At 67.4% G+C, this 12,439-nt stretch carries 10 protein-coding genes and 6 pseudogenes; 8 read left to right on the top strand and 8 right to left on the bottom strand.

Translation table 11 applies throughout. From position 1 onward, the window contains the following. Positions 1–27: 27 nt before the first annotated feature. Positions 28–702: pseudogene (locus tag A6P39_RS41695) on the top strand (class I SAM-dependent methyltransferase); the annotation flags it as partial. Between the two features lie 14 nt (positions 703–716). On the opposite strand, the pseudogene A6P39_RS41700 reads toward A6P39_RS41695, so the two are convergent. From A6P39_RS41700 to A6P39_RS41740, 8 genes and pseudogenes are all read right to left on the bottom strand, one after another. Continuing rightward, a pseudogene (locus tag A6P39_RS41700) lies at positions 717–1,811 on the bottom strand (IS630 family transposase). A 161-nt stretch (positions 1,812–1,972) separates the two neighbouring features. Then, a complete protein-coding gene (locus A6P39_RS41710) occupies positions 1,973–3,214 on the bottom strand; it encodes a serine hydrolase domain-containing protein (protein ID WP_067045475.1) in 1,242 nt (413 codons plus the stop codon). Between the two features lie 4 nt (positions 3,215–3,218). Then, positions 3,219–3,572: pseudogene (locus tag A6P39_RS41715) on the bottom strand (transposase); the annotation flags it as partial. A 150-nt stretch (positions 3,573–3,722) separates the two neighbouring features. Then, a complete protein-coding gene (locus tag A6P39_RS41720) occupies positions 3,723–4,418 on the bottom strand; it encodes a type 1 glutamine amidotransferase domain-containing protein (RefSeq protein ID WP_067045468.1) in 696 nt (231 codons plus the stop codon). 79 nt (positions 4,419–4,497) lie between these two features. Next, positions 4,498–5,007, bottom strand: a pseudogene (locus A6P39_RS41725) (YbhB/YbcL family Raf kinase inhibitor-like protein); the annotation flags it as partial. 908 nt (positions 5,008–5,915) lie between these two features. Continuing rightward, a complete protein-coding gene (locus A6P39_RS41730) occupies positions 5,916–6,332 on the bottom strand; it encodes an ester cyclase (RefSeq protein WP_067045464.1) in 417 nt (138 codons plus the stop codon). A 238-nt stretch (positions 6,333–6,570) separates the two neighbouring features. Further along, complete coding sequence (locus tag A6P39_RS41735) at positions 6,571–6,717, bottom strand: hypothetical protein (RefSeq protein WP_331454189.1); 147 nt, start codon at positions 6,715–6,717, stop codon at positions 6,571–6,573. Positions 6,718–7,098: 381 nt separating this feature from the next. After that, positions 7,099–7,401 carry a muconolactone Delta-isomerase family protein gene (locus A6P39_RS41740; RefSeq protein WP_067045461.1) on the bottom strand — a complete coding sequence of 101 codons (303 nt, stop codon included), beginning with the start codon at positions 7,399–7,401 and terminating at the stop codon, positions 7,099–7,101. Between the two features lie 394 nt (positions 7,402–7,795). On the opposite strand from A6P39_RS41740, the pseudogene A6P39_RS45720 reads away from it, so the two are divergent. The 7 genes and pseudogenes from A6P39_RS45720 to A6P39_RS41775 form a co-directional block, all read left to right on the top strand. Next, positions 7,796–7,886: pseudogene (locus A6P39_RS45720) on the top strand (3-oxoacyl-ACP reductase); the annotation flags it as partial. Between the two features lie 78 nt (positions 7,887–7,964). Continuing rightward, positions 7,965–8,585, top strand: coding sequence for a TetR/AcrR family transcriptional regulator (locus A6P39_RS41750; RefSeq protein ID WP_067045458.1), 621 nt, complete (start codon positions 7,965–7,967; stop codon positions 8,583–8,585). A gap of 492 nt (positions 8,586–9,077) precedes the next feature. After that, positions 9,078–9,791: an SDR family NAD(P)-dependent oxidoreductase gene (locus tag A6P39_RS41755; protein ID WP_067045455.1), complete on the top strand. Its 714-nt coding sequence runs from the start codon at positions 9,078–9,080 to the stop codon at positions 9,789–9,791. A 346-nt stretch (positions 9,792–10,137) separates the two neighbouring features. Continuing rightward, positions 10,138–10,848, top strand: a complete 711-nt coding sequence (locus tag A6P39_RS41760; RefSeq protein ID WP_234378882.1) for a PAS domain-containing protein — start codon at positions 10,138–10,140, stop codon at positions 10,846–10,848. Between the two features lie 50 nt (positions 10,849–10,898). Further along, positions 10,899–11,030, top strand: a pseudogene (locus A6P39_RS41765) (hypothetical protein); the annotation flags it as partial. Positions 11,031–11,175: 145 nt separating this feature from the next. Beyond that, a complete protein-coding gene (locus tag A6P39_RS41770) occupies positions 11,176–11,982 on the top strand; it encodes a PP2C family protein-serine/threonine phosphatase (protein WP_275883966.1) in 807 nt (268 codons plus the stop codon). Further along, positions 11,901–12,266, top strand: coding sequence for an ATP-binding protein (locus A6P39_RS41775; RefSeq protein WP_234378880.1), 366 nt, complete (start codon positions 11,901–11,903; stop codon positions 12,264–12,266). The genes A6P39_RS41770 and A6P39_RS41775 overlap by 82 nt, the downstream gene beginning before the upstream one ends. The last annotated feature ends 173 nt before the right edge of the window (positions 12,267–12,439 follow it).

The raw sequence follows: 12,439 nt of genomic DNA on the forward strand, positions 1-12,439 counted from the left end.
GTTGACACCTGCCACCGGCCTACGACCGACGCCGTTGAGGAGTTCATAGGCCGTTCGCTGGAGGGTGTCCGCGTCGCGGACATCGGTGCGGGCACTGGAATTGCGACCAGGCTCCTGTGCGAGCGGGGTGCTGACGTGATCGCCGTCGAGCCCGGTGACGCGATGGCCGTCGAGTTTCGTCGGGTGCTCCCGGATGTGCCGGTCGTCCGGGGTGACGGTAACGCCCTGCCGCTTGCCGATTCCTTGCACGACCTCATCACGTACGCGCAGTCATGGCAGTGGACCGATACCAGCCGTTCCGTCCCGGAGGCGCTGCGTGTTCTGTGCTCGGGTGGCGCGCTGGCAATCTGGTGGAACACCACCGCCTTCGACGTGCCGTGGATCCATGCCCAGCACGAGCGCATCGCACACCACTGCGGAGTTCCCGCGCGTTCCGCGGTGCGTCCCGACGATAACGAGGCCATCCGGCTTGCGGGGCTGAGCGGCTTGCGGGTCACGCGTCGACAGATCCGCTGGCAGCGCAGGGTCTCTCTCGACACACACCTCGCCAATATCAGCAGTCGCTCGGCGTTCCTTGTCCTCGGCCAGGCCGCAAACCGTGCCTTTCTTGCCGAGGAGCGCAGGCGACTGCGGGAGACTTTCCCTGTTGAGGTGGTGGAAGAGATCTACGTCGTTGACCTACTGGTAGCCGCTCGTCCGTGATGTCTACCTGGCCGTCAGGCTGCTCGGGCGACGGCTCGCCCGCCCCAGCGGATGCCCTTCTCACTACGGATGCGGGCGCGCTCGCGCCGTTGGGCGGCCAGCACGTCAGGATGGCGGGCGTTCTTGTTCCGCCAGCGCAGGTAACCGTGCGGGGCGCGCGTCTGGACGGTGTGGTTGCGGTGGTTGGAGTTGGCAACGGTGAACTGCTGCAGCGGTCCGAAGTGGGCCTCGATCGGATTGGCCCAGGACGCATAAGTCGGGGTGAAGCACAGCTCGACCTTGTTCTTCTTCGCCCAGCGGCGGATGTCGGCTGTCGGCGCCCTTGTGGGCGGACAGGTTGTCCAGGATCACGTAGACCGAGGCGCGGTCGGGCCGGGCGGCGCGGATCGACTTCAGCGCGGCCAGAGTGTTCGAGGCACCCTTCTTGCGGCGGTTGACGCCCCACAGGGTGTCGTCGCCCATCGAGTAGCAACCGTGGAAGTAGCGCACTCCGTGGGTGCGGTGGTAGGTCGCGGGATGCCGCTCGGGCCGGCCTTGCTCGGCCCAACATGACCCGGCGGTGGGCCGGATGCCGAGCGGTCCGAACTCGTCGAACGCAATTACACGGTCCGGGAAACGCTCTATCACCTCCTCAATGTGGTCCAGCTTGGCGTCGCGCTCGGGGTCGGGCGACTCCTCCACGTCTTGGTCCGCTGGAAGGTGACGCCGCGGCGGGCGAGCAGGCACCGTACCGCCTCGCGGCTGATCCGGATGACGCGGCCGTGCACTTTCCGCAGGTAGGCAGCGAGTTGGCGGACGGACCAGCGGGTGAAGGGCTGACCGAGCTTGGTCGGGTGGGTGGTGGCCGTCTGCACGACAAATCGTCCACGCCCAGCACGCGCGGCGTGCTGGGCTGCGGGTCGGGCAAGGCCATGACCCTTCGCAGCAAGTTCATCCGTCCGACACAGAAGCCCAGTTGGGCGGTCAGTCGGGCGCCTGCCCGTCCAGCGAGTGCGAGCCCGACGCGTTCCAGGACGTGGCCGAGCCGCGTGGTGAAGCGTGCGTACGGGGTGGTCAGCTGCGCGAATGGCTCGGCGAACGTGCGGCGCGGGCACTCGGCCGTACCGCAGATGAAGCGCCGGACCGTCAGACGGATCACGACGCTCTGCCCAGCGAGCGGCAGATCTTTGAGTCTGCGCTGGTAGGAGTCGTGAGTAATTGTCAAATGTTGTGGACCTGGGCGAAGCTGTGCCAGCCTCGCCTGCGGTGCTCTCCGGGGGTTCCCAAGGTGTCACTCGGAGGGTGTCGAGGAGACCCGGTTGAAGAACCGTCCGGCCATGTCGGCCCCGATGATGGCGCCGTCGGTATCGCGGGTGAGGAAACCGCGCTGGCCGATCAGGCCGCCGCCGGTGACGATGTACTCGTCGCCGCTCCCGGGGAGCAGGCCGAGGCTGGCCGGCGGCAGGTCCGCCGGCAGTTCCCTGTCGGCCGCCGTGCGGATCTCCGGCTTGATTCGGCATTCGACCGTCATCGTGTCGCCGTCGGTGTCGATGATCAGCGTCATGAATTCGTTCTCGTAGTGCCCGGTGATCTCCTGGGCGCGCTGCGGGTCGTATGGGAGCGGGTCGGGGTCGCGCTCGACTACGCCGAGGTAGTGTTCGAGCGCCCAGCGGAGCACGGCCTGGTTGAACTCCAGGCCGTTGTCAGGCCCGGCGTTGGATGCCGCCACGACGGCGAAGTCCCGCTCCGGGACCAGCAGCAGGTTGGCGAACTGGCCGTTGGTCGATCCTCCGTGCCCGACGGTGCGCACGCCGTCCACGTCGCGCAGGAACCAGCCGAGGCCGACGGCGTCGCCGAGCGTGGAGCCGTGCAGCTCCACCGTCGGCTCCTGCATGCGCCGCGCCAGGTCACCGCCGCCGAGGTGGAACCGGGCCCAGCGCAACTGGTCGGAGACCGAGGACGCCAGGCCGCCGCCTGGGTTGTTGCCGCGCGTGTCCTTCCAAGTGCGGGCGACCTTGAGCGCCCCTTCGCTGAGGTTGTGGCCCACGGCGAACCGGCGGGTGATGGCCTGTCCGGCGGTGAAAACGCTGTCGGTCATGCCGGCCTGTTCCAGGACGAGTGAGGCGACGGCGGCCTCGTAGGTCTCGCCGGTGACGTTCTCGACGACCCGGCCGAGCAGGTTGTAGCCGAGCTGGCTGTAGGAGGCGCGGCCGCCGACTGGGCCGATCAGCGCCACCTCGGCCATGTTGGTCACCTCGCGGGCCAGCGCGTCGTCTCCGTCTCCGCTGTCGAAGACCATCCGGGTGTCCAGCCCGGCGGTGTGGTTGAGCAGGTTCAGGATGGTGATCTGCGCGGCAGCGTCCTCATCGGGGAGCCGGAGTTCGGGAACGTAGCGGCGCACTGGCGCCTCCAGTTCGACCCGCCCCTGTTCGACCAGGTACATGATCGCGGTCGCCGTGTACGTCTTGGTGACCGAGCCCAGCACGAAGAGTGTGTCCCGGTCGACGGGCAGCGGGTTGTCGATGCTCGTCACGCCGGAGCAGCGGCAGCACCTCGCTGACCTTGGGAGATTTGCGGCACCACGGCGGCAGGATCTTTGAGGAGAACGGCATCCGCTCGCCGGTGGCCGTGTCCACCCGCTTGTCGTTCACGCGCGGGGCCGTGACCTCGACGGGAGCTGCGGCGGTGGTCACGGTGCGGGGCCGGTGGTGGCCGTTGCGGACCACCAGGCGGCGCCCGGCCTCGTCCATCTGGTCGGCCAACTCGGCTATGTACTGGTGGACTTCGGCCCCCAGCGCGGCGGCGAGCAACCGCCGGGCGCCCTCGCGGACGATCTCGTCGATCAGGGAGCCGGACTCGGTGGAACCGTCGGCATTCACTACGCTGAGCACGGGCGTGCCTTCCCGACCCGCGCTGCGAACGCGGGCCTACTCGGTGACTTGTAGATCATTCGGGAAGGTACGTCCTTCGCGTCCCGTCCCGAAGGCCGATCCACAAGTCCTGAGCATTGCTCTACGCCGCGGCGAGGACTCCGGGTCTCCTCACTTGAGGATTTCCAGTAGGCGATCCGCCAGAACCGCCGCCGAGTGAGGGTTCTGTCCGGTGATGAGGTTGCGGTCCTCAACCATGTACGGCTCCCATATGGGACCGCGGCTGTACTCGACGCCCACCTTGTCCTTCAGCTCGTCTTCCAGCAGCCACGTTGCCCTGGACGCCAGGCCCACAGCTTCCTCCTCCTCGTTGGTGAAGCCAGTCACGCGGTAGCCCTTGAAGGGCGATTCGCCGTGAATCCTGGTGGCCAGGAGCGAGGCGGGGGCATGGCACACGATCGCCAACGGCTTACCGGAGGCTAGCTGAGCCGTCAGCAGCCGGCCGACGTCGGCGTCGTAGGCCAGGTCCGACATCGGGCCATGACCGCCGGGCAGGTACACCGCGTCGTAGTCTTCAAGGCGGACATCCGACAGCTTGAGCGGCCGACGCATCGCCTCCGCTGAACGGATGATCTCCTCCAGCTCCAGAGCCCCCTTTTCGCCTCCGGCCATGGAGGGACGCAGGCTCATCATGTCGACGTTCGGGGTCACGCCGCCCGGCGTCGCGACAACGACCTCGTGGCCGGCGTCCGTGACCGCCTTGTACGGCATCGCGAACTCCTCGGCCCAGTAGCCGGTCGCATACCTGGTGCCGTCCTTGAGTACCCAGTAGGTAGCCCCACTGACGATGAAGAGTACTTTCGCCATCGATCTCTGCCTCCTTGTCCCCACCTGGCTCTCCGGGGGACTCGACTTCTTTCTCTCTCGCTCGCAGCCTGGCTCCGCATTGGGCCGGGATCCCGAACACCGGCGTGAGCCTGGCTCGTGCCAGGCCGTGGGCCACGAGCCGGAATCCGAGCCATGCGGGGGTCGCCTCCGTGGTGATGTCGAGACGGGGTGTGTCCAGCGCATGAACGACGAACATGTAACGGTGAGCGGCCTCCCCGGGCGGGGGTGCCGCACCGAGGAATTCATGCCGACCGGAGTCTGTGGCGAGCGTCCTGGCCTCGGCAGGCAGTTCGTTCACCGACGCGGGGATGTCGTAGCCCGACCAGTGCCAGAAGCCGCTGACCGTCACCGCGTCCGGGTCGAAGCAGGTGACCGCGAAGCTCAGTGTCTCGGCGGGATGGCCGCTCCAGGCCAGGTGTGGGGAGATGTCCTGGCCCGGGCCGCCGAAGATGGCATCGGTTTGTGCCACGTCCAGCGACTCCCCGTCGGCGACGTCGGCACTGCTCAGCTCGAACGACGGCACCGATGGCAGCAGATCGTATGGGTCAAAAGGCTTGGGCATGCCCATGCCCGTCTCCTATAGACCAAGCCGCCGCGGGAGTCCCGACGGATTCCGACGGCCGGCCGTCGCGTTCCCACCCTCTTGCGGACACGGGGCGAGGCGCCCCCTGAACGACCCCGGACACACTCGGCAGCTCATGGCCTACTAAGTGACCGACATGTTGCGCCGCGAAGCGTCCGACTGCCAGTCGGTCGCACATGGCACCGGCACCCGCACTCAGTGCTTCATCCCGGTCGCTGCCGACAACTGCTTCGTCATCGGGACCTCCATACCCCCAATCCATGTCGTTGGGGGGTGAACGTGTTCCAGCCTAAGTACCACTCGGGCCGGGCGCATGCGTGCCCACATCCCGCAAGTCTCGATCGCACACGAAAATCCGAGGAATGTGCTGACGGCGGCTCGCGAACGCTCCGTTGAACTTCTCTGTGACCGCCACGCGCTTTGGCCTGCCGCACACACTTGACCACAGCGCAGGCGGTGCCTGACGTCGCCAAAAAGAGCACACACACCCGGGCACGAACGGCGCGTGGGGCATGTACATGGCTCGGCCGACGTCGGGGAGCGTCCCGTGATCGGTCCAGGCCGATTTCGCCGGTGCCTCCAGCAGAATGCGAAGCTGCCACACCCGCTTTAGGAGTGGGATCGAATGCTGTTTTGCCTGGTCAGTGCCATGCGGATTCGTGCCCGATCCGGCTCATGCTGTCCCGTGGTGGGCAGTCCGCTCACGCATCGCGCACGCACGGAGCCCTTGCCCCGGAGGGCGAAGCCACGGGAATCGCCATTTTTGGTGGACATGGCCCTCGCAGCCTGACGGCAGCGGGTCCTGGCCGCGCCGGCGGCCAGGTTCAAGTCATCGGTTGCGTCCATCACGACCGGCCCGACTGGCGCCAGCAGGCAGTGAGGCAGCGGATGGGTCATGCATCGGCCAGGCCGAGCTGACGCAGCATGCCGAGTTCATCGCTGCTGCCCCAGCGCTCGACGAGCTTGCCGTCGCTGTCGAAGCGGCTTATCTGCATGCCGCGGTAGCTCACCTTCTTGCCGGTCGCCGACCGTCCCATGAGCGGTCCCAGATGCGTCCCGCTGATCATGTAGGCGAAGGCCAGCTCGTCGTCGGTGGCCAGCAAGTGTTCCACCTCGACGTGCAAGTCGGGGAAAGCGGCTCGCAGCTCGTTGAACATGGCCTTGTAGCCTTCGGGTCCCTGGGCCTGTCCTGGAGCGGGGTCATGATCGACAGAATCGGGCGCGACGATGTCGTCGAGGGCGTCGAGGTGCCCGGTGACCACGGCCTCTGCGAATGCGGTCTGTGCGGCGATGTTCGCTTGCTGCGCCATGGGCACTCCCGGGCGTGTACGGGACACCGGCTCGTTCACCGGCTGAGAGGTCCGCACCTACGCCGTATACCGACCGTACATCCGGCGCTCCCACGCAGCATGTCTGGACGGCAGGCCCGCGCCTCCGCCCGGAGCGGGGCCGCCGGTCCCCAGCGCGGTGACCCGGCGCATGCCTGCGAGACGTCGGCCGTGTGGGGCCGAGATCGGGCAGGGCAGGTCCCACCGCAGCCTCCGCTCGTCAATTCAGCTTCGACACCTGATGGTGGGTGATGAGCCACTCATCGGCGATACGCCTGAGGGCCACGCTGAGGGTGACCTTGAGGGTCGGCCGGTCGGTGAACGAGAAGTCGACGCCCAGGTAGCCGAGCAGGACATCCTCGGCCACCTGCCGTGTTCCAGTGCCCGATACTCCGCCGTTAGGTCGACAGGCTGGAAAACGTAGTACTCGGCGACCCCTGACGGCCGACGGCGTACGGATGAAGCCCGTGGAAGACAGCGTCCTCGGTGAAATACGAGGCGACTTCCTGCGGCTCGTGTGCGTCGACCGCACCCTTCCATCGGTCCATGACGCCTCGCAGAATCGCCTCCTGTATTGCTGTGCTGGTCATGAGGGTTCTCCTCTCATCAAGCGGCGCACGGGGTGCCCGGTCGTTGGCGTTCCTTGCTCGTGGAACATGCTTGCTGCCCGGGCGTGGCATCGCCCGGCACTGGTTCTGACGTCGCTCCCTGCGGCCGCCACAGGGAGCGTGGGCAGAGGGAGGCGCGATCAGGTCGCGCAGCCGGTCGGGCCCGGATCGTTGGGATGCGGCTGCAGGGCGGTGACCGACGCGGTCATCCAGGGCCACAGGGGCAGTGTTCCGAGGACCTTCGCGCGCAGATCCGCCTCGTCGTCGGCGCGCCACACACCAATGCTGCGGAACTCGCCCACCGGGCGCCATAGACGGACCAGGTGGCCCGCGCAGGCGAGCTCCTTCGCACGGGCAGCCTCGGCAGCGCGACGCTGATCGACCTCGGCGGGGTCGGTGCCTTCTGGCACGGTCGTGATGAGCTCGACCAGGAACTCGTTCATGGTCCTTTCCTCTCTCGGTTCGGCAGGGGTGGTGGCTCCCGATAGGAACATGGTCGGCCGATCATCAACGGGCGGCGAGGCGCAGCGGTGCGGGCCGCTGCAGGCCGCTCGGTCGAACCGCGAAGCGGAGCCGCCTGTCATCCTCGTCGCCGGCACTGCGCCAGAGGACGTACAGACCTCCCGTGAAGGGAGGAGGAGGCGCCGGGCATCGGCACCGGCGGAGCGTTACGGTGTGGCACGCAGAGGTGCCGATACCCCCTGTCGGCGCCGCAGGAGCGCCGCCGACAGGCCAGCCTCGAGCGGGCTGTCAGGCAGCGGCCTTGAGTGCAGCGGCTGTCTTGACGGTGCGCTCGGCCTGGATGCGGGCGGCGGCGCGGGTGGTGTCGTCGACGGGTTCGTCGACGCAGTCGTCTACCTCAACGAACGCACCCTTCGTCACCGGTGAGATCCTCCACGTCGACGGCGGCCAGAGCGCCGGCCGCTGATTCGTCGCCCCCGGGCGGCGTGTCAGACGCCCGGGGCCACGGTGGCTCGCTATAGACGACCGGTCGTACACTTGCGGCATGGGACGTACGAGTGATGCGAGGGCGAAGATCCTCACCGCCGCGCAGTCGCTCATCGAGCTGCGCGGCTACTCCGCGCTGGGTGTGGCCGAGATCTGCAAGGCCGCCGGCGTGCCCAAGGGGAGCTTCTACTACTTCTTCGAGTCCAAGGAGGCTCTTGCCCTGGCGGTGCTCGACGAGCACTGGGAGACTCAGCGCGGTGACTGGGTTCGGGCCCTGCAGGACGATGTCGAGCCGCTGTCGCGGCTGCGCCGGCTGTTCGAAGAGACCGAGGCGGACCTGCGTGCGGGTCAGCAGAGCTGTGGGACCGTCTCCGGATGCATGTTCGGCAACCTCACCCTGGAGCTGAGCAACCAGACGGAACCCATCCGCGAGCGCCTGCAGCAGATCTTCGATGCCCAGGTGGAGATGGTCGAGAATGTCGTCGCCGAAGCCCGGGAGCGCGGGGAGGTCACCGTCGGCGACACCCGGGAGGCCGCCCGGTCGGTCGTCGCCCAGCTCGAGGGCCAAGTGCTGTTCGCCAAGCTCTACAACAACACTCAGCATCTCCAAGCCCTGTGGGAGAACTGTGTTTCGCTGCTGTCCGCACACCGAACGGACACGACGACCGTCAGCTCCTGACCAACCCCGCCGCCGGGTCGCTCGGGTGCCCGCACGGGCCAGAGACTGTAAGGAACGCGGCCGCTTCTTCGTCGGTCAGGTGGCCCTCCAACGCCGCGAGTGGGTTCGCGGAACGCACCGTTCATTCCTGTGCAGGGATGTGCTGAACGGATCGCTGGTGACGGCCGCGCGCCGCACTACAACCACCGGAACCCCCTCTCTAGATCGCCCAATTCCTGGTGAGCGGGGGCATCGGCAAATCCGGTATCTGCCTGTGCGGTGGCATTCGTAAGTGATTTCTGGTCAGTATGTTGTTGTTTCGTGCAATTTCAGCATGCGTGTGCCGGGGAGCTGCGCGTCGCAACGACGTCCTGGACCGCGACTGGGTTCCTCTCCGGTGAGGTGCAGTCTTTAGGGCTGGACACCTGGATGCCACCAGTGGGCTTGCCGACCGGTTGTCCAGTCGGATGGTTGACGCCGGCACGGTGGCCGATCCCGATCGGAAGGACAACCATGAGCAGTCCCAGCCGCAAGGTCGCCGTCATCACCGGTGCGTCGCAAGGCATCGGTGCCAGCCTGGTGGACGCCTACCGCAAGCTCGGCTATGCCGTCGTCGCCACCTCTCGTGGCATCGCTGCCTCCTCCGATCCGGAGATCCTCACCGTTCAGGGTGACATTGCCGACCCTGCCACCGCTGAGCGTGTCGTCGCCGCCGGGCTTGAGCGCTTCGGTCGCATCGACACCCTGGTCAACAACGCCGGCATCTTCATCGGCAAGCCGTTCACCGAGTACACCCAGCAGGATTACGACACGGCCACCGCCGTCAATTTGGCCGGGTTCTTCCGCATCACCCAACTCGCCGTCGAGCAGATGCTCCGCCAAGGTGGCGGTCACGTCGTCCAGATCACCACCAGCCTGGTCGACCACGCCAATTCCGCGGTTCCCGCGGTGCTGGCCTCGCTGACCAAGGGTGGCCTGCAGTCCGCCACCAAGGCGCTGGCCATCGAGTACGCCGCGCGAGGTGTCCGAAGTAACGCGGTCGCGCTCGGCGTCATCAGGACGCCGATGCACTCAGATGACTCTCTTGAGGCGCTCGCCGCCCTTCACCCGCTCGGGCGGATGGGTGAGATCAGCGACATCGTCGACGCGGTCGTCTACCTGGAGAACGCGCCCTTCGTCACGGGCGAGATCCTCCACGTCGACGGCGGCCAGAGCGCCGGCCACTGAGCGGGGCGACGGTGGCGGCCGAGTCAGTCCACGGCGCTCGATCCTCCAAAGGGATGAGGGCGGGGCGGGATGCCCTTCCATGAGATTGGCAGAAGCGGCCAAAGCTGACACCTTCCGGCAAGCTGGTTGACGGAGGTGGTCGCCGTGGCACGCGATGCTCCGCTGATGGTCATGGACGGTGGGGGAGTCGTGGTGGAGTGGAGCCGCCAGGCGGAGGAACTGCTGGGTCATACCGCGGGCGAGGTAGTGGGGGCGGCCCGCAACAAGCCTCGTCAGGCCGGTCCCAGCTGCTTCCGGCCACTCTTTGGGACACGACCGGGTAGCGCTGTGGCACCGAAGTGGTCGCGTGGTCGCCGTCGATCTGCGGATACGGCCACTGCTCCGCGAAGACGGCTCTGTCGCGTGGGCCGTGTTCCAGGATGCAGCGGACGACCACAAGGCGTCCGGCATGGGCACGGCAGTGCTCGAAGCCCTCTTCAGGCAGGCACCTGTCGCTCTCTACGTCCTGGATCCGACGCTTCGGATCGCGGCATGCAACGCAGCCGCACAAGTGATGTGCCAAGCGGTCCCGGAGCAGATCGTTGGGCGCCGCCTCAGCGACGTGTACGACTTCCCTGACCCGGACGACGGGCAGAACATCCTGCGCGGCGTACTGGAGAGCGGCGCGTCGTCATTCGAGCATGTGGTGTGCTTCCACGCCAGGAACGCCTCCGAAGTGGGGTGTACGGCCCGTGTTTCGGCGTTCCGGCTGGAGGACCGACAGGGGACGGTCCAGGGAGTCGCCGTGTTGGCGGTCGATGTCACTCAGCGTGAACAGGCGCGGGCCCGTTCACGTATCGTCCACGCGGTGCGGGAACGAGTGGGTCGGAGCCTCGATCTGGTCACCACCTGCCAGGATTTGGCCGAGGCGCTGGTGCCGGGCTTCGCCGACGTGGCGGTGGTGGAAGTCGTGGACGCTCTCATGCGCGGTCAGGACCGGCCGCCCGGGCCTGTCGGCCGGGACGTTCCGCTACGTCGTGCTGCTTGCCGTACTCGTCCCCCTACGCACGGACGCTGACCGACCTCAAGCCCCGCGTCGTCGCGCTGGACGGCAAGCCGTCGTGGCTGGTGGCCGATCCCGAACGCGCCCGAGCGATCCAGGCGTCGGGGGCCCGGCCGCTCCTTGCCGCTCCTCTGACCTTGCGAGGCACGGTGCTGGGGCTGCTGAGCCTGTACCGGACGAAGCGAGGCGACTGTTTCAAGGAGGAGGAAGTCGCTCTGGCCATGGAAGTGGCGGCTCACACGGCGGTGTGTCTCGACAATGCCCGTCGGTTCGTCCGCGAGCACACCACCGCCGCGACCATTCAGCGGTATCTTCTGGCTCCGCGCCAGGCTTCACGAACCGGTGTCCAAACCCGCCCATCTGCTCGTGCCGGGCACTCAGGGAGCAGGCGGCTGCTTCGATGCCCTGTCCCTGCCTGGCGCCCGTACCGCGCTGGTGGTCGGCGAAGTCGCTGGACAGGGCATCCACGCCGCAGCGACCATGGGGCAAGTACGCACGGCCGTGCAAACGCTGGTCGCCCTCGACCTGGAGCCCGACGAGTTCCTGGCGCGTCTCAACGACACCGCCACACGCCTGGCCCGTGAGCGAGCCGCGCTGCCCGCCGACGACCCGCTGCGCCGGCAGCCGCTGACCGCCACATGCGTGTACGCGGTCTACGACCCACTCAACAGGACCTGCAGCATCGCCCGGGCCGATCATCCCTCGCCCGTCCTCGTCCACCCCGACGGAACTACGGAGATCGTCGACCTGCCCAACGGGCCTCCATTGGGCAGTGCAGACGGAGCGCCGTTCGCCAAGACGACCGTCTCACTCGCGGAGGGGAGCGTCCTCGCCTTCTACACCACCTCGCTCGTGTCCGCTCTTTCATCCAACGGGCCGGCCGACCTGGACTCTCTGCGTCGGCTGTTGATCCGCGGCCGGCGGCCCCTGCAGGACATCTGCCACGACGCTGCCAACCGGCTGGGGACAATGCCCCCGCAGGCGATGCGGTCCTCCTCCTTGTCCGCACCGGCGACTTCCCCGCCGACCGGGTCGCCACATGGGACTTGGACAAGCGGCCAGAAGCCGTGGGCCAGGCTCGGGCGCGCACGCGACGTCGGCTTGCCACGTGGGGAGTCGACGACGAGACCGCGTATTCAACCGAATTGATCGTCAGCGAGTTGGTGACCAACGCGATCCGTTACGGGGCTCCACCCGTGCAACTGCGCCTGATCAAAGACCGCACCCTGGCGTGCGAGGTCCACGACAGCAGCCCCTCCGCACCACACCTGCGCCACGCCCGAACGGTGGACGAGGGGGGACGCGGCCTGTTCATCTCCGCGCAACTCAGCGAGGACTGGGGCGTCCGCTATACCTCCGACACCGAAGGCAAGACCGTGTGGGCCGAACAGGTGCTCCCAGCGACCGAGACCGCCTCACACGATGCTGACTGACCTCCCCACCCCTCCGCCGGACATACAGGCCGGCGCGGGACGCGGAAGTTTCACTGCCCCGCCGTCAACCGTCAAAGGACTTTGAGCAGTCGTTCGGCCAAGACGGCTGCAGAAGCAGGGTTTTGCCCGGTGAAGAGAATCCGGTCGACCACCGTGTAGGGCTGCCATCTCTC

This window comes from Streptomyces sp. FXJ1.172 (assembly GCF_001636945.3).
In the GTDB taxonomy this organism is placed as follows: domain Bacteria; phylum Actinomycetota; class Actinomycetes; order Streptomycetales; family Streptomycetaceae; genus Streptomyces.